21 protein-coding genes are annotated in these 22,830 nt (G+C 70.7%); 10 read left to right on the top strand and 11 right to left on the bottom strand.

All coding sequences use genetic code 11. The annotated features are described in order from the left end of the window. The first annotated feature begins 92 nt into the window (after window positions 1-92). Window positions 93-680, top strand: a complete 588-nt coding sequence (locus tag KVS71_RS02415; protein WP_234024180.1) for an Lrp/AsnC family transcriptional regulator — start codon at window positions 93-95, stop codon at window positions 678-680. Window position 681: 1 nt separating this feature from the next. Here the strand turns inward: KVS71_RS02415 and KVS71_RS02410 are convergent, their stop codons facing one another. Then, entirely contained in the window at window positions 682-1,041 is a 360-nt protein-coding gene (locus KVS71_RS02410) for a hypothetical protein (protein WP_231919542.1), read from the bottom strand. 65 nt (window positions 1,042-1,106) lie between these two features. Here KVS71_RS02410 and KVS71_RS02405 point away from each other — a divergent pair, with 65 nt between their 5' ends. Both KVS71_RS02405 and KVS71_RS02400 read left to right on the top strand, forming a co-directional pair. Then, window positions 1,107-2,012, top strand: a complete 906-nt coding sequence (locus tag KVS71_RS02405) for a hypothetical protein (protein ID WP_217583524.1) — start codon at window positions 1,107-1,109, stop codon at window positions 2,010-2,012. Continuing rightward, complete coding sequence (locus tag KVS71_RS02400; RefSeq protein ID WP_217583522.1) at window positions 2,009-3,094, top strand: DUF3137 domain-containing protein; 1,086 nt, start codon at window positions 2,009-2,011, stop codon at window positions 3,092-3,094. Before KVS71_RS02405 ends, KVS71_RS02400 begins: the two co-directional genes overlap by 4 nt. A gap of 224 nt (window positions 3,095-3,318) precedes the next feature. Here the strand turns inward: KVS71_RS02400 and KVS71_RS02395 are convergent, their stop codons facing one another. Beyond that, window positions 3,319-4,632 (bottom strand): glycosyltransferase, encoded by a 1,314-nt coding sequence (locus KVS71_RS02395; protein WP_217583520.1) that lies wholly within the window; start codon window positions 4,630-4,632, stop codon window positions 3,319-3,321. Between the two features lie 63 nt (window positions 4,633-4,695). Here KVS71_RS02395 and KVS71_RS02390 point away from each other — a divergent pair, with 63 nt between their 5' ends. After that, entirely contained in the window at window positions 4,696-5,334 is a 639-nt protein-coding gene (locus KVS71_RS02390) for a TetR family transcriptional regulator (protein WP_217583518.1), read from the top strand. A 4-nt stretch (window positions 5,335-5,338) separates the two neighbouring features. On the opposite strand, the gene KVS71_RS02385 is transcribed toward KVS71_RS02390, so the two are convergent. Together KVS71_RS02385 and KVS71_RS02380 are read right to left on the bottom strand one after the other, a co-directional pair. Further along, window positions 5,339-6,085: a 3-hydroxybutyrate dehydrogenase gene (locus tag KVS71_RS02385; RefSeq protein ID WP_105950690.1), complete on the bottom strand. Its 747-nt coding sequence runs from the start codon at window positions 6,083-6,085 to the stop codon at window positions 5,339-5,341. After that, a complete protein-coding gene (locus KVS71_RS02380) occupies window positions 6,082-7,467 on the bottom strand; it encodes an MFS transporter (protein WP_217583517.1) in 1,386 nt (461 codons plus the stop codon). The genes KVS71_RS02385 and KVS71_RS02380 overlap by 4 nt, the downstream gene beginning before the upstream one ends. A gap of 103 nt (window positions 7,468-7,570) precedes the next feature. Between KVS71_RS02380 and KVS71_RS02375 the strand changes: the two genes are divergently transcribed. Further along, window positions 7,571-8,482: a LysR family transcriptional regulator gene (locus tag KVS71_RS02375; protein ID WP_217583515.1), complete on the top strand. Its 912-nt coding sequence runs from the start codon at window positions 7,571-7,573 to the stop codon at window positions 8,480-8,482. Window positions 8,483-8,489: 7 nt separating this feature from the next. Here KVS71_RS02375 and KVS71_RS02370 read toward each other — a convergent pair whose 3' ends face one another. From KVS71_RS02370 to KVS71_RS02345, 6 genes are all read right to left on the bottom strand, one after another. Continuing rightward, window positions 8,490-8,894 carry an arsenate reductase ArsC gene (locus KVS71_RS02370; RefSeq protein ID WP_060922064.1) on the bottom strand — a complete coding sequence of 135 codons (405 nt, stop codon included), beginning with the start codon at window positions 8,892-8,894 and terminating at the stop codon, window positions 8,490-8,492. 77 nt (window positions 8,895-8,971) lie between these two features. Next, window positions 8,972-9,643: a hypothetical protein gene (locus KVS71_RS02365; RefSeq protein ID WP_217583506.1), complete on the bottom strand. Its 672-nt coding sequence runs from the start codon at window positions 9,641-9,643 to the stop codon at window positions 8,972-8,974. 216 nt (window positions 9,644-9,859) lie between these two features. Continuing rightward, window positions 9,860-10,249, bottom strand: coding sequence for a DUF779 domain-containing protein (locus tag KVS71_RS02360; RefSeq protein ID WP_217583504.1), 390 nt, complete (start codon window positions 10,247-10,249; stop codon window positions 9,860-9,862). Between the two features lie 72 nt (window positions 10,250-10,321). Continuing rightward, complete coding sequence (locus KVS71_RS02355; RefSeq protein WP_217583496.1) at window positions 10,322-11,872, bottom strand: aldehyde dehydrogenase family protein; 1,551 nt, start codon at window positions 11,870-11,872, stop codon at window positions 10,322-10,324. A 171-nt stretch (window positions 11,873-12,043) separates the two neighbouring features. Then, window positions 12,044-13,366, bottom strand: a complete 1,323-nt coding sequence (locus KVS71_RS02350; RefSeq protein ID WP_060922068.1) for a GAF domain-containing protein — start codon at window positions 13,364-13,366, stop codon at window positions 12,044-12,046. A gap of 79 nt (window positions 13,367-13,445) precedes the next feature. Continuing rightward, a complete protein-coding gene (locus KVS71_RS02345; RefSeq protein WP_060922069.1) occupies window positions 13,446-14,012 on the bottom strand; it encodes a TetR/AcrR family transcriptional regulator in 567 nt (188 codons plus the stop codon). Window positions 14,013-14,082: 70 nt separating this feature from the next. Here KVS71_RS02345 and KVS71_RS02340 point away from each other — a divergent pair, with 70 nt between their 5' ends. The 5 genes from KVS71_RS02340 (at window position 14,083) to treZ (ending at window position 21,306) form a co-directional block, all read left to right on the top strand. Then, entirely contained in the window at window positions 14,083-14,652 is a 570-nt protein-coding gene (locus tag KVS71_RS02340) for a dihydrofolate reductase family protein (protein WP_217583494.1), read from the top strand. Window positions 14,653-14,757: 105 nt separating this feature from the next. Further along, window positions 14,758-15,042 (top strand): hypothetical protein, encoded by a 285-nt coding sequence (locus KVS71_RS02335; RefSeq protein WP_060922071.1) that lies wholly within the window; start codon window positions 14,758-14,760, stop codon window positions 15,040-15,042. Further along, entirely contained in the window at window positions 15,039-17,213 is a 2,175-nt protein-coding gene (gene glgX / locus KVS71_RS02330) for a glycogen debranching protein GlgX (protein ID WP_217583492.1), read from the top strand. The genes KVS71_RS02335 and glgX overlap by 4 nt, the downstream gene beginning before the upstream one ends. Next, window positions 17,210-19,558: a malto-oligosyltrehalose synthase gene (gene treY, locus KVS71_RS02325; protein WP_144881660.1), complete on the top strand. Its 2,349-nt coding sequence runs from the start codon at window positions 17,210-17,212 to the stop codon at window positions 19,556-19,558. Before glgX ends, treY begins: the two co-directional genes overlap by 4 nt. Beyond that, complete coding sequence (treZ, locus tag KVS71_RS02320; protein WP_217583490.1) at window positions 19,555-21,306, top strand: malto-oligosyltrehalose trehalohydrolase; 1,752 nt, start codon at window positions 19,555-19,557, stop codon at window positions 21,304-21,306. The genes treY and treZ overlap by 4 nt, the downstream gene beginning before the upstream one ends. Window positions 21,307-21,394: 88 nt before the next feature. Here treZ and KVS71_RS02315 read toward each other — a convergent pair whose 3' ends face one another. Continuing rightward, window positions 21,395-22,822 (bottom strand): CCA tRNA nucleotidyltransferase, encoded by a 1,428-nt coding sequence (locus tag KVS71_RS02315; protein WP_217583488.1) that lies wholly within the window; start codon window positions 22,820-22,822, stop codon window positions 21,395-21,397. Between the last annotated feature and the right edge of the window lie 8 nt (window positions 22,823-22,830).

Raw genomic sequence — 22,830 nt, 5'->3', positions numbered from 1 at the left:
GGGATCAGATTCGCATCATATGCGACGATGTGTCCAGCAAGTGCGCGTCACACAGGCACGCATTGTCGAGAACCTCGGATGTGAGGAGCAATATGTCCAGCAAGGACGCGGATCCGTCGAAGCAATCTGGACGAAGTGCCGCCCCCTTGGACGAGACGGCGTACAGAATCCTCGATGTGCTGCGCGATAACGGTCGCGTCTCGATCGCCGCGCTGGCCGAGAAGGTGGGCATCTCGCGGGCCAGCGCGTACACGCGGGTCGAGTCGCTCGTGCACGACGGCGTCATCACCGGATTCAGCGCACGCGTGGATCAGGCCAAGGCGGGGCTGTCGATCGGGGCCCTCGTCTTCGTGACGGTCATGCCGCAGGCCTGGGCGTCGTTCCGGGAGCGGATCATCGAGATGCCGGACGTGGAGTGGTGCGCGATCACGACCGGGGAGCACGACGCGATGCTGCTCATCCGCGCGGTCGACGTGAGCGGTGTGCACGAGTTCTCGACGGGGGTCATCGCGCAGCTTCCCGAGGTGCGGACGGTGGTCAGCGTCGTCGTGCTCGACGAGGTCATCCGGCGGCCCTACCTGCTTCCCGGCGACCTGCCGGAGCGGCAGACGGAGGTTCCGCTCGGGATGACGCGATGGACGCCCGCCTCGCCGGGGCGGGACGCGCTCCCGCCGCGCTGAGTCAGGCGGCCGGGATCTCCTCGACGACGCTGAGCTGCGGGAGGCCGTGCATCTCGTAGTGCTCCACCAGGCGGATGCGGCCGTCCTCGGTCAGCTCCAGCTCGCTCTCGCCGTCACCGGTGACCACGGTGCCGTCGGCCCTGAGCACATGGACGAACGAGACCCAGATCGTGTCGCCGGTACGCGTACCCACGAACTTCCCGAAGGTGACCGTGTCGCCCTCGTAGCCGCCCCAGATCGCGCCGTCGCGTTCGAAGTACTCGAAGACGCTGGGGGCATCGGGATCGACGGCCGATGTCGTGGACGAGACCATGCGGAAGCGTCGGCCGTCGAGGGAGGGGAGAGTGGCGGTGGCAGTCACCCCTCGATTATGGGGGATCGACGGCCGCGGCTCGCGTCGTCGGACGCGGCCGGTACCGTGGTCGCATGGAGTGGATCGCAGACCCCGGCGTCGGCGCGTGGCTGCGGGAGACCCTCGACGACGGTCTGGGCAGCATGCACGCGGTCGTCCCCCGCGGCTTCCCCGCGTACGCCCGGATCTTCCATCCCGCCACGGTGCGGGAGAGTCCCACGGCGGCGGATCCCGACGTGCGCGTCAGCTGGGCGGACACCGCCGCCGCCTTCGGCACGACGATGCACGCAGAGGCGCAGTGGCACCGGATCGTGCGCACTCCCGTCGACGCCGACTGGCGGACCCGCATCGCTCCGGACGGCCGCGAGTTCACGGCGCCGATGGAGGGCGCGCTCGACAGCGACCTCGTGACGGTCCTGGCCGGGCACCTCGCCGCCCACACCGCGACACCGGACGACGGGGTCGTCGCACTCTGGGAGGGGTTCGGCGGTCTGGTCGGCTTCTTCGGAGACGGGCCGTCCCGTGTCTTCCTCACGTTCAGCGAAGACCCGCACCATCAGGCGATGCTCGACCGCAGCACGCACGACCCCTTCAACAACGTCTTCCGGAAGCCCACCTGGCAGGACGGCATCCTCTCGCGCGAGATCTCCGAAGGGCCCCGATTGGAGCTCCCCGGGCGCGACTACGTGCTGTTCTCCGGGGGCGCCCAGGCCTTCGCGGATCCGGACTGGGTGCTCGGCGTGCCGTGGCGCGACCGGGTCGGCGAGGAGCACGGCTTCCCGCCCGCCGCTCAGAGCCCGAACATCCTGTGGCCCGCCGATCGCGCCTGGGTGATGGTCTCGGAGATCGACTACGACTCCACCATCGTGGCGGGCTCGCCCGACCTCATCCGCGGGATCTGCACGGACGAGCGGCTGGAGGCGAAGGCACTTCGCGAGGGCGCCGACCTCACGTGGGACGCCGACGAGGTCAACCGATGACGTCTCCGCAGGCGTCGGCGTCGTTCGATGCGCGGCCCCTCACCGACCCGGTCGACCCGGCCGCCGTCCGCGCCTTCACGGCGGAGCTCCGGTCCCGGCGGACGACCGGCATGGCGGTGTCGTCGATCATCGCCATCGTGGCCGTGGCGATCGCCGGGGTCGTGCTGCTCCCGATCCTCGCCTCCGTGGTGGTGGCGCTGGCAGCGAGCAGCGGCTCTCCCGCCGCAGCGGCGATCCCGCTCGTGCTCCTCTTGCTGGTGGCCGCGGGAGTGGGGGTCCTCATCTGGATGGGCGTCCGCAACGCGCGCACCGCCCGGTACCGCCTGCACCGGTTCGCCCAGGCCAACGGCATGACCTACGAGCCGCGCGTCGACGATCCACCGCTGCCCGGCATGATCTTCCACCTCGGCCGTTCGCGGCTGGCCACCGACCTGGTCCGCGGGACGAACCCGCGCTTCGTGGAGTTCGGCAACTACCAGTACACGGTGCAGTCCGGGAAGAACTCGACGACGTATCGCTGGGGCTACGTGGCCGTGAAGCTCGACGTGCCCCTGCCGAACATCGTGCTCGACGCGAAGGGCAACAACGGCTTCGGCTCCAACCTGCCGGCCTCGTTCCAGCGGGCGCAGCGTCTGTCGCTCGAGGGCGACTTCGACCAGCACTTCACCCTGTACTGCCCTGACGGCTACGAGCAGGACGCGCTCTACCTCTTCACGCCCGACATCATGGCGCGCTTCATCGACAACGCCGCCCAGCTCGACGTCGAGATCGTCGACGACTGGCTGTTCCTCTACACGCCCCGCCGCGCCTCGACGCTCGACCCGGCGACCTGGGCGTGGCTGTTCGGGACGGTGGGGGCGCTCTTGACCAAGCTCGACCAGTGGGCGCGGTGGCGCGACGACCGTCTCGCCACCGCGACGCTCGGTGGCCACGCTCTCCCCTTCGCTCCGCCGGCCGGGATGATCACTCCACCGCCGGGAGTCGCGCCGCAGGGTCGGCGCCTCAAGCGCACGGGCACCTGGGTGCCGATCCTCGTGGTGATCGGATTCGCGGTCTTCTGGATGCTCAGCCGCTGGAACTGACGACGACCCCGATGTGGGGGTGGGTGCCGTTCTGGGGAACCGACGCCCACCCCATCCCCCCTCGGGATCGAAAGGAATTCGACGTTCCCTCCGCATTGACGGTTCGACCGTCCCGCCCGTGGTCAGCTGGGGACTGACGCTGCGTGGCGATACCCGGATGGTATACCGGCGGACGTTGCACCCGGTTGCGTTCATGCGCGGGAATGCACTTTCCCGCGCGGCGCTCAGCGGTGCATCGAGCTGTCGGCCGCGGCCCCGCTCGCGGTCTCCGCGGCCAGGACCGCGTCGAGCGTCTGCCAGGCGTCCGCAGCGCGCATCGCCTCTCCGACCTGCCGCGCGCGATCCCGGAACGTCGGCTCGGCCAGCACCCGGCGCACGGCTTCGGCCACCTGCCCGGGCTTCGGCGCGTTCGTCCGCAGGTTGATGCCCACCCCGGTCCACCCGACTCGGGCGGAGACCTCGACCTTGTCCTCCGTCTGCCCCGCGACCACCAGCGGGACGTCGTGGGCCAGGGCCTGCTGCACCCCGCCGAAGCCTCCGTTGGTGACGAACACGTCGACCTCCGGCAGCAGCCGGTCGTAGGGCAGGTACTCGGCGACGCGGACGTTGGCCGGCAGCTCCGCCGGGAGCGCGTCGACAGGGCGCCCACCGGTGGAGACGACCACGAGCGCGTCCGTCGCGGCGAGCCCGGCGATGGTCGGCAGCACGAGCTGACCGAAGTCGGCGTTGGCGATGGTGCCCTGACTGACGTGGATCACGGGCCGCCGTCCGTCCAGGTCGGACCACCACTCGGGCAGTGGCACGCTCGACGACGCCGCGGGCAGGGGTCCGGCGAAGTGCACGGACGCCGGGAGGTCGGAGCGCGGGTACTCGAACGCCGGCACCGAGAACTGCACGTACGCGTCGGCGCGGCCCGCCCAGTCGAGCACGAATCCGCCGAGATCGCGGCCGACCGCCTCGCGCGCCATGGCGTCGGCCTCCTTCTGCACGCCCCCGAAGATCACGCGCTCCGCCACCAGACGCAGGAAGGCGTTGCGCACCCGTCCGAACGGCCCCCGCATCGGCGTGACTCCGAGCCCGAACGGGGCCGTGTCGACGCTGCGGGCGCCGAGCGGGAAGATCCCGAGGACCACGACCGGGGGCCGTTCGGCCTTCGGCAGCCGTTGCAGCAGCGCCGCACCGACGAACAGCGGTTCGGTGAGGACGGCGTCGATGCGGTTCCGCGCCAGCTCGGCGCGCACGGCCTCGAGCTGAGCCCGACCCGGGCGGATGAAGAGAGTGCTCATGTCGAAGCGGAGGGCGGCCACCCCGGTGAGGCCTTCGCGCTCGGGGAACGCGCCGTTCGCGTCGTCGAGGTCGACGTCGGCCCCCGTCGGCAGCGGGCGGAACCGCGCTCCCGCCGCGGTCACCTGCTCCTCGTAACGGGTGCTCGTGAGGAAGAGGACCTCGTGCCCGCCCGCGACGAGGTGCCTGGCGACCTGCAGCAGCGGGAGCACATGCCCGTGGGCGGGGGTGCAGGTGAGGAGGTAACGGGACATGGCGGCTCTCTCGATAGGGTTGGTTGTACCGTTGAAGTATTCATCACCCCGTGAGGAAAGTCAATGACGTCGAGTGCACGCCCCTACCGCTCCGCCCTGCGGACCCGACAGGCCGAGGAGACCCGTGCTCGCATCGTCGCGGCAGCCGCCCGCCTGTTCGCCGCGCAGGGATACCAGGCGACGACGATCTCGGCGATCGCCAAGGAAGCCGGGGTCTCCGCGGAGACGGTGAAGACCACGGCGGCGAAGGCGGAGTTGCTCATCGCCGCCTTCGAGGTCACCTTCTCCGGCTCGGAGGCCGCCGAGACCCTCGCCGACACCGAGGCCGGCTCCGGGCTGACCACCCTTCCCGACGACGTCTTCCTCGACGCCGTCATCACGCAGATCGCCGCCGCGAACGAGCGGGGGCATGCGCTCTGGACGGTCCTCCTGGGCGCGGCGCTCTCCGACCCGGTCGTCGACGCCACCCTCCAGCGCATCCTCGAGAACCGGGCTGCGGACTACCGGGGGTTCGCGGCGGAACTTCAGCGCCGGGGCATCGTCGACCCGGACCACGACGGCGACGCCCTCGCCGACGTGCTGTCGTTCCTGCTCTCGCCGGAGAGCCACCAGCAGCTCGTCGTGCAGTCCGGGTGGTCGCCGGATCGCTATCGCTCCTGGCTGCGGGGCGCTGTACTCGCCGCGGCCTCTCCGTCGGCGTGACGGCTCACCGCGCGGACCAGCCGCCGTCCATCGTGTAGCTCGCGCCGGTCACCATCCCGGCGGCGTCGGCGGCGAGCCAGACGGCAAGGCCCGCAACCTCCTCCGGCTCCACGAGGCGTTTGATCGCGGCTTCGGTGAGGAGCACCTTCTCCAGGACCTCGCTCTCCGGAATGCCGTGCACCCGCGCCTGGTCGGCGATCTGGCGCTCGACGAGAGGCGTGCGCACGTATCCGGGATTGATGCAGTTGCTCGTGACGCCGTGCGCGGCACCCTCCAGCGCCGTCACCTTCGACAGCCCTTCCAGGCCGTGCTTGGCCGCCACGTAGGCCGCCTTGAACGGCGAGGCGCGAAGACCGTGGACGCTCGACATGTTGATGATCCGCCCGAAGCCCCGCTCGTACATCCCCGGGAGTACGGCCCGGGTCAGCAGGAACGGCGCCTCGAGCATCAGCTGCAGGAGAAGCGAGAAGCGGGCGGGGTCGAAGTCCTCGATCGGGCTGACGTGCTGCACGCCCGCGTTGTTGACGAGGATGTCGGTGTCGAGGCGGAGTGCGGCCAGTGCATCGCGGTCGGTGAGGTCGACCTGCCACGCCTGCCCGCCGATCTCGTCGGCGAGGGCTTCGGCCGCGTCACCGTCGATGTCGGCGATCGTCACGCGGGCGCCCGCCTGCGCGAAGGCTCTCGCGCAGGCGGCACCGATCCCGCTCGCTCCCCCGGTGACGAGAGCACGACGTCCGTGCAGATCCGTCATGCGGCACTCGCAGCCGTGGTGCGTGCGTTCGTGCGGGCGGCATCCGCGTCGTCGATGGCCTGCAGGGACACGCCCTTCGTCTCCCGCAGCGAGAGCACCGCGATCGCCGTGACGATGCAGGCGAACACGATGTAGAGCGCGATCGGCAGCCAGGAGCCGAAGTCCCGGAGCCACTGGATCGCCAGGATCGGCGCCAGCGACCCGGCGAGGATCGCCGTGACCTGCGACCCCAGCGAGACGCCGGAGTACCGCATCCGCGTCGGGAACAGTTCGGCCATGACCGCCGGCTGCGGCGCGTACATGAACGCGTGGAAGCAGAGGCCGATGGTGACCGCGAGCACGATGAGCCCGGGGTTCAGGGTGTCGAACATCGGGAAGGCGAAGAAGGCCCAGGTCGCGCTGAGGATCGCGCCGGTCAGGTACACGGGCTTGCGGCCCCAGCGGTCGGCGAGCCGCCCCGCCTGCGGGATGATCGCGAAGTGCACGACATGCGCGATGAGCAGAGCGAGCAGCAGCTGACTGGTGTCGTACTCGTGGACGGTCTTCAGGTAGACGATCGTGAAGCTGACGACGATGTAGTAGACGATGTTCTCGGCGAAACGGAGGCCCATCGCCTGAACGATCCCGATCGGATACCGGCGCAGCACCTCGACGACGCCGTAGGAGGTGGCCTTCTCCGCCTCGACCTGCGCCTTCGCCTCCAGGAAGATCGGAGCCTCCTCGACGTTGCGGCGGATGTAGTAGCCGACGAGCACGATCACCGCGGAGAGCCAGAAGGCGATGCGCCAGCCCCACTCGAGGAACGCCGCCGAGCTCATCGCCCACGAGCTCACGAGGAGCACGAGCGTGGCGAGCAGATTGCCGACGGGAACCGCGGCCTGGGGCCAGCTCGACCAGAACGCGCGCGACCGGTCGGGGCTCTGCTCCGCGACCAGGAGGACGGCCCCGCCCCACTCGCCCCCGACAGCGAAGCCCTGGATGAAGCGCAGCGCGACGAGCATCGCGGGCGCCCAGTAGCCGATGCTCTGGAAGCCGGGGAGGCACCCCATGAGGAAGGTCGCGGCGCCGACGATGATGATCGTGGCCTGCAGCGTGGGCTTGCGGCCGAAACGGTCGCCGATCTGACCGAAGACGATGCCGCCGAGCGGCCGCGCGATGAAGCCGACCGCATACGTCACGAAAGCGGCGATGATGCCGTCGAGCGGCGATCCGGTGGCCGGGAAGAAGTAGGTGCCGAAGACGAGGCTGGCGGCGGTCGCATAGAGGAAGAACTCGTACCACTCGACGACGGTGCCGGCCATGGAGGCGGCGACGACGCGCTTGAGCTTCGAGGAGGACGGGGCGGCGGCGGGGTGACCGGAGGCGCGGGTGGGGGCGGTCATTTCTCTCCTTCGGTGTCGACGGTGACACATCCGTTCCAGTGTCGGCACCGGCTCGACTTGCAGCAATGCCCAGTGGCGCGCAGCGGCTGTGCATAATTGCAGCATGGATGCGGCGAAGAGGCCTCGTGCCGACGATCTGCTCGTGCTGCTCGCCGTCGCCCGCACCGGCCGGTACACGAGCGCCGCCGCACACCTCGGTCTCGATCACACGACGGTGGCGCGCCGCATCGCCGCCCTCGAGGACGCGCTCGGCGGACGGGTCGTCGCGCAATCCGCGTCCGGGTGGGAACTCACCGACCTCGGGCGCACCGCCGCCGAGACCGCTGGACGCATCGAGGCCGCGCTGTCCCAACTCGACTCCGCCCCCGGCGAGACTCCTGACCCGATCGCCGGCGTCGTGCGCATGTCCGCCACCGACGGCTTCAGCGCCTACATCGCCGCCCCCGCGATCGCAGAGCTGCGCCGAGCACACCCACGGCTGACGGTCGAGATCGTCGCGGCCACGCGGAGGGCCGCCGAGCACCGCGCCGGGCTCGACCTGGAGGTGGTCGTGGGCGCGCCCCAGACCCGCCGCGCGCAGGCCGTGAAGCTCGGCACGTACACCCTCGGTATGTACGCCTCGCGGGACTACCTCGACCGGACCGGCACCCCGGCATCGCGCGCCGAGGTGGAGCAGCACCGACTCGTGTACTTCGTCGACTCGATGCTTCAGGTGGATGCGCTCGACCTTCCGCGCCGCCTCGTCCCCGGCATGCAGGACGGCCTCACCTCGACCAACGTCTTCGTGCACGTCGAGGCCACCCGCGCGGGAGCCGGGATCGGCCTGCTCCCCTGCTTCGCCGCGGACCGGCACCCGGATCTTGTGCGCCTACTGCCCGAGGTCTTCGCCGAGAAGCTCCCGTACTACATGGTCGCGCGGCCCGAGTCGCTGCGGCTCCCCGCGGTCGCGGCGCTCGCCGAGGCCCTGCGTGCCCGCACGCGTGCCGCGAAGGCGATGCTCGACGGGGCCGGCTGAGCGCCGGTCAGAGCAGCTCGGACACGAGGGTTTCGATGCGGCCGCGGATGTCGTCGCGGATCGGCCGGACGGCGTCGATCCCCTGGCCGGCAGGGTCGTCGAGCACCCAGTCCTCGTAGCGCGTGCCGGGGAAGAACGGGCAGGCGTCACCGCAGCCCATCGTGATCACGACGTCCGACGCCTGCACGGCCTCAGTCGTGAGCACCTTCGGCTGCTCGGCCATGATGTCGATGCCGACCTCCGCCATCGCCGCCACCGCGACGGGGTTGATCTCCGCAGCGGGCATCGACCCGGCGGAGCGCACCTCGATGCGGTCGCCGGCGAGGTGCCGGAGGAAGCCGGCGGCCATCTGCGAGCGCCCCGCGTTGTGGACGCAGACGAAGAGGACGGAGGGTCGGTGCGGTGCGTTCACGGGGCCAGCGTATCCCGTTCGAATCGCCTGATTGGCTGCATCTCCGGCCGAAATGGGACCAATCGGGCGATTCGAAGTCAGTACCCGTGCTCGACGGCGAAGTCGCGCAGCACGCCGTCGGTGCCGTCGCCGCCGAGGAAGGTCGAGGCCTGCAGGGTCACCGTGTCGGTGAAGCCGTCGGGGCCGGGCACCGTGATCTCCAGCGGATACGTACCGCCGAACGCGGGGATCCGCGGCACCTCATCGCCATCCGCGAGAGCCCGGGCCGCGAGGAACGCGGCGCTGACGTCCACATCGTGGATGCGGTATACCGTGTCGGCCGGGAGGAGCTCGACGCCGCTCGCGTCCAGCCCGAAGTCCTCCTCGGAGGTCACGATGGCGTAGTCGTCCGCACCCCGTTCGTTCGCGCTCGTCCGTCGGAGCTCGACCGTGTCCGTGTGCTCGGCGCCCGCCATCTCGTAGGTGACGGTCGCAGTGCCGCTCTTCCCGTCCTCCGTCGCCGTCACGTCGTCGACGGAGAGGATCTTCGGCCGGTCCTCGATCTGCGTGTAGACGCCGCTCCTGGTGAGCAGTAGAGCGAGCGGCTGCTCGAAAGCCACCGCCGGGTAGAGGTTCTCGGCTGCGCTCTCCTCGTCCCCGGCGGCGAGGAGCGCGAAGACGAAATCGACGGAGGAGCGTACGCCGTCCTCTGCCGAGAAGAGCTCGACATCGGTCGACGAGGGCGTCGGAGACGGCGGGGCGGCAGGCATGCAACCGACCAACACCAGGGCCAGAACCACGGCAGGGGCCAGGACGCTCGGCAGACGTCTCCGGGGAGATCGGGACGAGCTCATGTGCACCTCGGATCGGACTCGGCGTCGTGGCCGGCCTTCCGCGGCACGGCTCCCCGAGCCTACGGAACGGGATCGGCGCCGATCAACACCGCGCGCCCATCGCTCCCCGGCGAACCGGCCGGCAGGGGCGTGTCAGGCCAGGCCGAGGCCCGCCAGCTCGACGGGGTCGAGCATGCGCGAGCGGATGAGGAACCGCATCCCCGTCGGACCTTCGACGCTGAACCCGGCGCCGCGTCCCGGCACGACATCGATCGTCAGATGCGTGAACTTCCAGTACTCGAACTGCGAGGCCGACATGAAGACCTCGACGGGACCATCGAGTCCCACGTCAAGGGCACCGAGGAGCACGTCGCCGGGGCCGGTGAGGAACATCCCCACCGGGTAGCACATGGGCGCGGAGCCGTCGCAGCAGCCGCCGGACTGGTGGAACATGAGCGGCCCGTGCTGCGCGGTGAGCTGCCGGACGAGCGCGGCGGCGGGGTCGGTCACCGCGACGCGGGCGGGCGTGGTCGGACTGGCCATGAGACTCCTTGCGTAATGCCGGGGTGCGGGACGGCAGCTGCGGCCCGCCGTCCCGCACCCCAGCGTCGACGATCAGAAGAAGCCCATCGGGCCTTCCGCGTACGAGACGAGGAGGTTCTTCGTCTGCTGGTAGTGGTCGAGCATCATCTTGTGGTTCTCGCGCCCCACCCCCGACTGCTTGTACCCGCCGAACGCGGCATGGGCCGGGTACTGGTGGTAGGTGTTCGTCCACACGCGACCCGCCTCGATCGCCCGGCCTGCGCGGTACGCGGTGTCGCCGCTGCGACTCCACACCCCGGCACCCAGGCCGTACAGAGTGTCGTTCGCGATCGAGATCGCGTCATCGAAGTCGTCGAACGACGTCACGGACAGCACCGGACCGAAGATCTCCTCCTGGAAGATCCGCATGTCGTTCGTCCCCTCGAACACGGTCGGCTGCACGTAGAAGCCGTCGCTGAGGTCGCCGCCGAGGTCGGCGCGCTCGCCTCCCGTGAGCAGCCGGGCCCCGCCCTGCTTCCCGATGTCGATGTAGCTGAGGATCTTCTCCAGCTGATCGTTCGAGGCCTGCGCGCCGATCATCGTCGCGGGGTCGAGCGGATTGCCCTGCACGACCTTCTTCACCCGCTCGAGGCCGTCGGCGAGGAATCCGTCGTAGATCGAGCGCTGGATGAGGGCGCGTGACGGGCAGGTGCAGACCTCGCCCTGGTTGAGCGCGAACATCGTGAAGCCCTCGAGCGCCTTGTCGTAGAACGGGTCGTTCGTGGAGCGGGCCACGTCCTCGAAGAACACGTTCGGGCTCTTGCCGCCGAGTTCCAGGGTGACGGGGATGAGGTTCTGCGAGGCGTACTGCATGATGAGGCGGCCGGTCGTGGTCTCCCCGGTGAAGGCGACCTTGCGGATGCGCTTGTGCTGGGCCAGCGGGGCGCCGGCCTCGATCCCGAAGCCGTTCACGATGTTGACGACTCCGGCCGGCAGCAGGTCGCCGATGATGTCGAACAGGAACAGGATCGACGCGGGCGTCTGCTCCGCGGGCTTGATGACGATGCAGTTGCCCGCGGCGAGCGCCGGCGCCAGCTTCCACACGGCCATGAGGATCGGGAAGTTCCAGGGGATGATCTGCCCGACGACGCCGAGCGGTTCGTGGAAGTGGTACGCGACGGTGTTCTCGTCGAGCTGGCTGATGCCGCCCTCCTGCGCGCGGAGCACCCCGGCGAAGTAGCGGAAGTGGTCGATCGCGAGCGGGATGTCGGCGGCGAGGGTCTCCCGCACGGGCTTGCCGTTCTCCCAGGTCTCGGCGACCGCGATCTCCTCCAGGTGCTGCTCCATCCGGTCGGCGATGCGGTTCAGGATCACGGAGCGCTCCGCGGGGCTGGTCTTGCCCCAGGCGGTGAAGGCCTTCCAGGCGACGTCGACGGCGCGGTCGATGTCCTCCACGGTGCCGCGGCCGACCTCGGTGAAGGGCTTGCCGTTGACGGGACTGATGTTCTCGAAGTACTGGCCCTTCGCGGGCTCGACGAACTCGCCGCCGATGTAGTGGCCGTAGCGGGGCCGATAGTTCGCGACCGCTCCGGGCTGCCCGGGGGCCGCGTAGGCGAGGGACACGTCTTCTTCGACGATGGTCATGGGGGTCTCCTTCGACGGGGGCGCCGCGGCGTCGATGCCGCGGTGTTCCCTCGACGCTAGGCCGCTCCCCGTTGCACTCCCGGTGCGCAACGTTGCAGCCGGTTGCACCCCGTTCGAATCGCGCACTGTGCTGCATCCGCGGCCGAAATGGGGCCAATCGGGCGATTCGAATCAGGTGAGGCGCTCGATCCGCGTCACGAGGCCGGCACGACGCGGCGAGCGCGCCGGCAGCATCTCCAACGCGAGCCGCAGCACCTCCGCGTCCTCGCTGCCCTCGGGGGTGTCCGCGTAGGCGAGCAGCACGTCGAGACTCGCCCCCGACAGCATCACCTCCCGCAGCGCCGCCCGGACCGAGTCACGGAACTCCTCCACGCCGGGTGAGGCCGACTCCGGCAGCACCGGCCCCCGATACGCCGTCAGAGCGACCCGGTGCGCCCCGCGATCCAGGAGGGAGAGCACGTCGTGGGCGTCGGTCTCCAGCGGCACCGGAAGACGATAGGGGCGGGACTCCGGCACGAGATCGGGGGCCGCCCGCTCCAGGACCTTCCGCAGACGCACCATCTCCGGCCGCAAGGTGTCCGGCGAGACCCCAGGGCCGTAGACGAGCTCGGCGAGTCGGTCGGCGGAGAGTCCCTGGCGGTGCACGGCCAGCATCAGGAGGATGGCGGCGTGCCGGGCGCTGAGCTCGGTGACCGCCTCCTCGTGCGCCGACACGGTCTCCAGCCGGGCGCGGTCGCGTCCGAGCACGTGCAGTCGCGCGCGGGCGAGGGGTTCCGGCGGCGTCCTGCCGGGCAGTCGTCGAGCCGGAGGCTCCGCCCGTCTCTGCAGCCGGGCCACGAGGAGCTCGGACTCGACCGCTCGCGCCGTCGCGTCGACGAGCAGCCGGGCCTGCGGGGTCACCACCTCCGGTCCCCCGGTGATGTCGATCACGCCCAGGACCCGCTGCGTCTCCGGGTCGCGCACGGGCGCCGCGGTGCACGACCACGGGTGCACCAGTCGGTTGTAGTGCTCGGCCCCGCGGATCTGCACCGACCGTTCCAGGGCGAGAGCGGTGCCGGGGGCGCTCGTGCCCACGGCGTCCTCCGCCCAGTTCGCGCCGGCGACGAACCCCATGCCCTCGGTGAGGGACCGCAGCTGCGCGTCGCCCTCGATCCACAGCAGGCGACCGGCCTGGTCCCCGACGGCGATCACGACCCCCGAGTCCTCGGAGTCGCCGGGAAGCAGCAGCGCGCGGATCATCTCCATCGCGGAGGCGAGTGGATGGTCCAGGCGATAGGCGTCGAGCTCGTCCTCATGCAGATCGAGCGGCGGCAGCCCCTCCGGGCCGACGCGGCGACGCCAGGACCTCTCCCACGACTCACGCACGAGCGGACGCACCTCGCGGAGACGGTGATCGTCGAGATTCCCGGCGATGAGCTCCTCGTGCGCACGCTCGACGAGGAGGCGAGACGCCGTCGGCGACGCCTCCCGCGGATCGTGCCACGTCGCAGACACGCGTTCTCCGTTCCTGGAGCCGGGAGCGTGCCCTCAGTGTACGAGCAGGATCGACCGGGCGGAACCGCAGCGGCGGCGGTCAGGGCAGCAGCCCGGCCACGAGATCGTCGATCACGTCGTCGGTCGAGGTCTCCGGGTCGATCGGGGTGGTGAGCCGGTCGAGCAGCAGACCATCGATCGCGTAGTGGAACAGGGCGATCTCCCGCCGGCCCCCGGGGAGACCCGCCGCGACGTTGAAGGCGACGTCCGCATCGAAGCCGGCACGCTGCCAGGCCCCGAGCACGGCGGCGAGTTCGGGACGACGAGCGCTCTCGAGCCGCAAGGCGAACAGGGCGAGGGTCACGTCGCGATCAGCCGTGAGGCGGCGCACGATGTCCCGGATGTAGTCGGCGAAGAGCTCCCGGCTCGGCGTGATCTCGGCCCTCCGCTCCAGGTCCTCGGGCGTCGGAGCCAGGCGTTCCCCGATGCGGTCGACGAGACCCTCGATCAGCGCCTCCCTGCTGCGGAAGTAGTTCGACGTCGTCCCCGCGGGGACGTCCGCCTCGGCGTCGACCGCGCGGTGTGTGAGCCCCCGGGATCCCTCGCGGGCGAGCACCGCCAGCCCCGCATCCGCGATCTGCCGTCGTCGCGGCTCATTCCTCGCCATGCCGCCACCCTAGCGCAATCACTACGGCTGTTGTACTCTCAACCGCAACAGATGTAGTGATTGGAGAACGATGCGAGAGCTCGTGTACTACGCAGCGGTGACCCTGGACGGGTTCATCGCCGGGCCGGACGGGGAGTTCGACGCCTTCCTCGTCGAGGGCGACCACATGGACGGCATCAATGCCCGCTTCGCCGACACCCTGCCGACCGTGGCCGCCGGAGCCCTCGGTATCCCGCAGCGCAACGACGTGTTCGACACCGTGTTGATGGGCAGGAACACCTACGAGGTGGGCGGGCTCGCGAGCCCGTACCGGCACCTGCGGCAGATCGTCTTCAGCCGCACCCGCACCGCCGCGGCCGAGAATCTCGAGGTGACGGCGGAGGACCCGGTGGACGTCGTGCGGCGCCTCAAGCGCGAGGAAGGCGGCGCGATCTGGCTGTGCGGCGGCGGCTCTCTCGCGGCGACGCTGGCCGACGAGATCGACCGGCTCATCCTGAAACGGCAGCCGCTGCTCTTCGGATCCGGCATCCCGCTCTTCGGCGACCGCCCCTATCGTCCGGAACGGTTCGATGCCGTGGAGACGACCCCCTATGAATCGGGCGTCGTGGTGACGGAGTACGTGCGACGGCGCGGGGAGTGATCCTGCCGTCAGCGGGTGCGTAGCCGGTCGAGGCCCGGATGGCAATACCGTTCTCGAATCCGTTCCCGGTTCCTATCGTGGTCCCATCACGAGTCAGGAGGCGCCATGAACGTCCACACCCCCACCAGCACTGGCTCCTCGCAGCGCGCCGACGCGGCCCACCCCGCCGCGACCGAGCCGGCCTGCGAGCGGATCGACTTCGACCGGTACGTCGTCGCGCACGACGCTCCCGTCGGATACATCGAGGTCGTGCCGCCGCTCTATGTCTGCTACCTCGGACACCCGTATCCTCGGGCTGTGGAGATCGCTCAGGTGTACGACTACGACCATGCCGTCAGCATCGTCAGTGCCATGGCCGCGGGTTCGCGCGACCACGCCCTCGCCGGATGAGCCGGGAGGTCTGGCCCGGGTCCGCGTACCCGCTGGGGGCCACCTTCGATGGTCAGGGCACCAACTTCGCCCTCTTCAGCGAGGGCGCGGAGCGCGTGGAGCTCTGCCTCTTCGATGCGGACGGCACGGAGACACGGGTGCCGCTCACGGAGGTCGACGCGTTCGTCTGGCACGGCTACCTGCCCACGGTGCAGCCGGGACAGCGCTACGGCTACCGGGTGCACGGCCCCTACGACCCTGCCCAGGGACAGCGGTTCAACCCGAACAAGCTGCTCCTCGACCCGTACGCGAAGGCCGTCGCCGGCGAGATCGACTGGGGTCAGTCCCTGTTCGGCTACGACTTCGGCGACCCTGATTCCCGGAACGACGACGACTCCGCGGCCGCGATGGCGAAGGGCGTCGTCGTCAGCCCGTTCTTCGAGTGGGGCGGCGACCGGCCCCTGAAGACGCCGTACGCCGACACGGTGATCTACGAGGCGCACGTGAAGGGGCTCACCCAGCGGCATCCCGAGGTGCCGGAGGAGCTCCGCGGGACCTACGCCGGCATCGCGCATCCGGCGGTCGTCGAGCACCTCCAGCGCCTCGGCGTCACCGCCTTGGAGCTGATGCCCGTGCACCAGTTCGTTAACGACTCGGTGCTGCAGGACAAGGGCCTGTCGAATTACTGGGGCTACAACACCCTCGGCTTCTTCGCCCCGCATAACGCGTATGCCGCCGGTGGTCAGGACGGCCAGCAGGTGCAGGAGTTCCGCGCCATGGTGCGCGGGCTCCACGAGGCCGGGATCGAGGTCATCCTCGACGTGGTCTACAACCACACGGCGGAGGGCAACCACCTCGGTCCGACGCTCTCGATGCGCGGGATCGACAACGAGGCGTACTACCGGCTCGAAGAGGACAAGCGGTACTACACGGACTACACCGGCACGGGCAACAGCCTGAACGCGGGCAACCCGCACGCCCTGCAGCTGCTCATGGACTCGCTGCGGTACTGGGTGACCGAGATGCACGTCGACGGCTTCCGCTTCGACCTCGCGGCGACCCTCGCCCGCGAGTTCTACGACGTCGACCGCCTGGCAGCCTTCTTCGAACTCGTGCAGCAGGATCCGATCGTCTCCCAGGTGAAGCTCATCGCCGAGCCGTGGGACATCGGACCCGGCGGCTATCAGGTGGGCAACTTCCCGCCGCAATGGACGGAGTGGAACGGCAAGTACCGCGACACCGTGCGCGACTTCTGGCGCGGTGAGCCGCAGGCACTCGGCGAGTTCGCCTCCCGCCTCACCGGCTCCGCCGACCTGTACGAGCACTCCGGCCGGCGCCCGGTCGCCTCCATCAACTTCGTGACCGCGCACGACGGCTTCACGCTGCGCGACCTCGTCTCCTACAACGAGAAGCACAACGAGGACAACGGCGAGGACAACAACGACGGCGAATCCCACAACCGCTCCGACAACATGGGCGCGGAGGGACCGACCGACGACATCGACATCAATCGCCGCCGCGCGCGTCAGCAGCGGAACTTCCTCGCGACGCTGCTGCTCTCGCAGGGCGTGCCGATGATCTCCCACGGCGACGAGCTCGGCCGCACGCAGCACGGCAACAACAACGGCTATGCGCAGGACAACGAGCTCACCTGGATCGACTGGGAGGCGGCCGACCTGCCGCTCGTGGAGTTCACGGCGGCGGTCGCACGGCTCCGGCACGACCATCCGACCTTCCGCCGCAGCCGCTTCTTCGACGGACGCCCGGTCGCGGACGAGGACGGCGAGCGCATCCCCGACGTCGTGTGGCTGCGACCGGACGGCGCCCGCATGACCCCGGAGGACTGGGACTCGGGCTTCGGGCGCTCTGTCGGCATGTTCCTCAACGGCCGCGGGATCCGCGAGAACGACCGGCGAGGGCGACCCGTGGAGGACGTGAACTTCCTCGTCTACTTCAACAGCGGCGACGAGCCCGTCGACCTCGCCCTGCCGGACGATCGCCACGGTGCGGAATGGCTCGTCGCCGTGGACACCGCCGGCGAGCTGGGCGACCGGAACCTCCGCGCCCGCGACACCGTGCCGCTCGAGGGCAAGGCCATGCTCGTGCTGCAGGAGATCGACGGCGAGCCCGTCGACACCGACGACTCCGTCGACGCCTCGCTCCGTGCGCAGAGCGAGCAGGCCGCCTCATGACCGACAGGCCGCTGTCGACCTATCGCCTCCAGATCAGCGGCAGCTTCCCCCTCGAAGCGGCGGCCGATGTGGTCGGCTACCTCGCCGAGCTCGGCGCGTCCTGGGTGTATCTGTCGCCGCTGCTGGCGGCGACGCCGGGTTCGAACCACGGCTACGACGTGGTCGACCACGCGCGCATCGATCCGGACCGAGGGGGCGAGGACGGTCTCATCCGGTTCGCCTCGGCGGCGCGCACGGCCGGCCTCGGCATCCTCGCCGACATCGTCCCCAACCATGTGGGCGTCGCGGTGCCGCGGCAGAATCGATGGTGGTGGGAGGTGCTGCGACTCGGCCGGAAGACCCGTCATGCCGCCGCCTTCGACATCGACTGGGCGGCGGGCGACGGACGCCTCCTGCTCCCGCTGCTGGGCGCGAGCCCGGAGGAGGTCGTCGCGAACGGCGAGCTCGACGTCGACACCACCCCGGCCGCCGATGCGCCGGACGGGGTGCTGCGCTACTTCGAGCATGAACTCCCGCTCGCCCCCGGCACGGCGGCGCTGGCCGACGACCTCCCGGCACTCCTGGCGGCCCAGAACTACGAGCTGCGATTCTGGGAGGACCAGAACACCGATCTCACGTACCGCCGATTCTTCGCGGTCTCCGAACTCGCCGGCATCCGGGTGGAGCGCCCCGACGTCTTCGCGGAGTCGCATCGGGAGATCCTCCGCTGGCTCCGGACCGGACTCGCGGACGGGCTGCGGGTGGATCATCCGGACGGCCTCGTCGACCCCGGCGCGTATCTGGAGCAGCTCGCCGACGCGACAGGGCGCGCGTACACGCTCGTGGAGAAGATCCTGGAGCCCGGCGAGGCCCTGCCCGCCTGGTGGCGGACCGACGGCACGACCGGATACGACGCGCTGGCCGAGCTCGATCGTCTGTTCGTCGACGCGGAGGGGGTGGCCGCACTGGACCGCCTGGACGCCCGGCTCCGCGCGGAGACCGGCCTCCCGGACGCGCTCCCCTGGCACGACCTCATCCACGACACGAAGCGGATGATCGCCGACACGCTCCTGGCCGCCGAGGTGCGCCGGCTGGTCCGCACGCTTCCCCACGGGATCGTGCACGCGGACGACGCACTGGCGGAACTCCTCGCCTGCTTCCCCGTGTACCGCTCCTATCTCCCGGAGGGCCGCGAGCACCTGCGCGCCGCCTTCGCGGAGGCCCGTCGCCGACGCCCCGACCTCTCCGCCGCCTTCGCCGCGCTCGAACCGCTCCTGGTCGACCCCACCCTCGAGGTCGCGCAGCGGTTCCCCCAGGTGAGCGGCGCCGTGATGGCGAAGGGCGTGGAGGACACCGCGTTCTACCGGTTCACCCGGCTCGGAACGCTGACCGAGGTCGGCGCCGACCCGTCGATCCCCGCCCTGTCGGTCGAGGAGTTCCACGACGCACAGCGGGCACGACTGGCGGCCTGGCCGTACTCGATGACGACGCTCTCCACGCACGACACGAAGCGCTCGGAGGACGTGCGGGCGCGCCTGTCCGTGCTCTCGGAGATCCCGGAGCGGTGGGGCGAGGTGCTGGCGGAGCTGCGCGCCGTCGCGACCACCGGACACGGCCCCCTCGACGCGCTCATCTGGCAGGCTGCCGTCGGCGCGTGGCCGCTGCCCTCCGACCGGCTCCTCGCCTACGCCACGAAGGCCGCGCGCGAGGCGGCCGAGCGGACCACCTGGCAGCATCCGGACGCGGCCTTCGAGGAGGGTCTGGCCGCGATCGCACGATCCGTGGAAGGTGACGCCGCGCCGATCCTCGACCGGTTCGTGGCGGAGATCGTCGATGCCGGCCGTTCGAACTCCCTCTCCGCCAAGCTGCTGCAGCTCACCGGTCCCGGCGTGCCGGACGTCTACCAGGGCACCGAGCTCTGGGACCTCTCGCTCGTCGACCCCGACAACCGTCGACCCGTCGACTTCGCTCTGCGCGCTCGGATGCTGCGGGAGCTCGACGCGGACCACGCTCGCGGTGTGGTCCCCCCGATCGACGACTCCGGTGCCGCCAAGCTGCTGGTGACCTCGCGGGCCCTGCGACTGCGGCGGGACAACCCGGAGCTCTTCCGCTTCTACCGGCCGGCCGTGGTCGAGGGTGCGGCCGCGGACCACGCCGTCGCCGTGCACCGCGGGGGCGCGACCGCCGTGGCCACGCGACTGCCGGTGACGCTGGCGCGCCGCGGCGGCTGGGGTGACACGGTCCTGATGCGCCCGGAGCTGCCGGGGACCGACCTCCTCACCGGTCGGCGGATCCCGCCGGGACCGGTGCGGCTGGCGGAACTGCTCGACACGTATCCGGTCGCCCTGATCGAGCTGGCCCGATGATCTCGGTGTGGGCGCCGCGGGCGAGTCGTGTGCGGGTGCGACGCCTCGACGACGCGGGCACGACCGTGGAGGAGCGCGAACTCACGGCCGCGACGGAGGGGCACTGGACCGCCGACTTCGCCCTCGCGGACGGTGAGCGCTACGGCTTCCTGCTCGACGACGGCGACGACCTGCGCCCGGACCCTCGCTCGCGGCGGCAGCCGGACGGCGTGCACGGCGCCTCGGCGGCGTTCGACCCCGCGGCCTTCGCCTGGACCGATGCCTCCTGGACCGGACGCCAGCTCGCAGGCGGGCTGATCTACGAGCTGCACCTCGGCACCTTCACGCCGGAGGGCACGCTCGACGCGGCGATCGGCCGCCTGGCGCATCTCGTCGAGCTCGGCGTCACCCATGTCGAGCTGCTGCCCGTCAACGCCTTCAACGGCTCCTGGAACTGGGGATACGACGGCGTGCTCTGGTACGCGGTGCAGGAAGAGTACGGCGGCCCCGCGGCCTACCAGCGCTTCGTCGATGCCGCCCACGCGCACGGGCTCGCCGTCGTGCAGGACGTCGTCTACAACCACCTCGGCCCGAGCGGCAACTACCTCCCCCTCTTCGGTCCGTACCTGCGCGAGGGCGAGACCAACACCTGGGGCGACTCGGTGAACCTCGACGAGCCCGCGGTGCGGGAGTACATCCTCGACAACGCCCTGATGTGGCTGCGCGACTTCCACGTCGACGGACTCCGGCTCGACGCCGTGCACGCCCTGCACGACCGGCGGCCCGTGCACCTGCTGCGAGAGCTTTCCGAACGGGTGGACGCCCTCTCCGCGCAACAGAACCGGCCGCTGACCCTCATCGCCGAGTCCGACCTCAATGACCCGACGCTCATCCTGCCGCGGGAAGCCGGGGGCTACGGACTCACGGGGCAGTGGTCGGACGACTGGCACCACGCCGTGCACGTCGCGCTCACCGGGGAGACCGCCGGGTACTACGCCGACTTCGCCGCGGCCGAGGCGGTGGCCAAGGTGACGGAGGGCGGGTTCTTCCACGACGGCACCTTCTCGTCCTTCCGCGATCGTCCGCACGGGTCCCCGATCCCCGCCGAGGTGCCGAGCTGGCGGCTGGTGACCTTCGCGCAGGACCACGACCAGATCGGGAACCGCGCGGCCGGGGACCGGCTCTCCGCCACCCTGTCCCCCGATCGGCTCGCGGTGGCCGCCGTCCTCACCCTGACGGCCCCGGGCACCCCGATGCTCTTCATGGGCGAGGAGTGGGGCGCGACGACACCCTGGCAGTTCTTCACCGCCCACCCGGAGCCGGAGCTCGGCCGCGCGGTCGCCGAGGGCCGCACGGCGGAGTTCGCCCGCATGGGCTGGGATCCGGATGCGGTCCCCGACCCCCAGGATCCCGACACGTTCCGCCGCTCGCACCTCGACTGGGCGGAGGCCGAGGCCCCGGTGCACGCCCGGCTCCTGGCGCTGTACCGCGACCTCGCACGACTGCGGCGAGCCCGACCGGAGCTCACCGACCCGGACTCCGCCCACACGACGGTCGAGGTCCGGGAGACGGACGGCCGCCCCGAGCACCGCGTCTACCGCATCGATCGCGGTGGAGTGTCGGTGCTCGTGAACCTCTCCCCCACCCCCGCCTCGTTCGCGGTACCCTCGACGGCCGAGATCCTCCTCACAACCCTCCCGCTCGCCTCCCCGTCGCGCACCCTCACGTCCCTGACTCTCCCCCCGGACGCCGCCGCCATCATCAACTGAGGTCGACCCACCCCTCTGCGGTCCTCCCGGCCCTCTGCGTGCGTGCGTAAGGGGCCGGGGTGCGCGGAAGGGGGTGGGTCGGCAGGAGTCAGCCGCGCGAAGCCCACCACTCCCGGAGACGCTGCTCCGCGACGCCCTCACCCAGCACGCCCTCATCGAGGCGCAGATCGAGGAGGAAGCGGTACGCCTCGCCGACCTCCCGGCCCGGAGAGATGCCGAGGACCTCCTGGATGCGGTTGCCGTCGAGCTCCGGACGGATCGCGTCGAGCTCCTCCTGCTCGCGGAGCGCCGCGATCCGGGACTCGATGTCGTCGTAGGCGGCGGCGAGCCGGGCGGCCTTGCGCTTGTTCCGCGTGGTGACGTCGGCGCGGGTGAGGATGTGCAGGCGCTCCAGCAGGTCCCCGGCATCGCGGACGTAGCGGCGCACGGCGGCATCCGTCCACGCCCCCTCCGCATAGCCGAAGAACCGCAGATGCAGCTCGATCAGGGTCGCGACGGCATCCGTGGTCGCCGAGTCGAAGCGCAGGGCCTGCAGCCGCTTGCGGGCCATCCGGGCGCCGACGACGTCGTGGTGGTGGAACGTGACCGCGCCACCAGGCTCGAGCTTGCGCGTGCGGGGCTTGCCGATGTCGTGGAGCAGAGCCGCGATCCGCAGCGGCACGTCCGGCGCGGCCCCGGGGTTCCTGGCGTGCTCGAGCGCGATGGCCTGACTGAGCACCGTGAGGGAGTGCTCGTAGACGTCCTTGTGGTGGTGGTGCTCGTCGACCTCGAGCTTGAGGGCGCTGACCTCGGGGAGGAACTCCTCGATGAGTCCGGTCTCGACCAGCACCCGGATGCCGCGGACGGGGTCGTCGGTCTGCATGAGGCGCACGAGCTCGGACTGCACGCGCTCCGGGCTCACGATCTTCAGGGTCTCGCGGAGCTCGGTGATCGCCCGCTCCGTGTCCTCCTCGACCGTGAAGCCGAGCTGCGCGCTGAACCGGGCGGCACGCAGCATCCGGAGCGGGTCGTCGCCGAACGACACCCGGGGGTCCGTCGGTGTCCGCAGCACGCCCGCCACGAGGTCCTCGACCCCGCCGGTCGGGTCGACGAGCTTCACCGCGGGCACCTGGAGGGCCATCGCGTTGACCGTGAAGTCGCGGCGGACGAGGTCGCCGTCGATCGAGTCGCCGAACTCCACCGTGGGCTTGCGCGTCACGCCGTCGTAGCTGTCGGCGCGATAGGTCGTGATCTCGACCTGCTCGCCCCGCACCCGGGCGCCGATGGTCCCGAAGGCCCGGCCGATGTCCCAGTGCGCGGAGGCGACCGGCTTCACGATCGCGAGGATCTCGTCCGGCGAGGCGCTCGTCGTGAAGTCGAGGTCGTGCGTCTCGCGGCCGAGCAGCGCATCGCGCACCGGACCGCCGACGACGGCGAGCTCGAAACCGGCTTCGTCGAAGGCCTCCGCGAGCGTACGGACGACGGGATTCTCGGCGAGCGCGCCGAGACGCGCGAGGCCGTCGGCCATGTTGAGCATGGGTTCCA

The organism is Microbacterium sp. GbtcB4 (genome assembly GCF_019091465.1).
GTDB lineage: Bacteria > Actinomycetota > Actinomycetes > Actinomycetales > Microbacteriaceae > Microbacterium > Microbacterium paraoxydans.
Note: the sequence above shows the minus strand (reverse complement) of the source record. Positions and strands in the feature narration are given on the sequence as shown.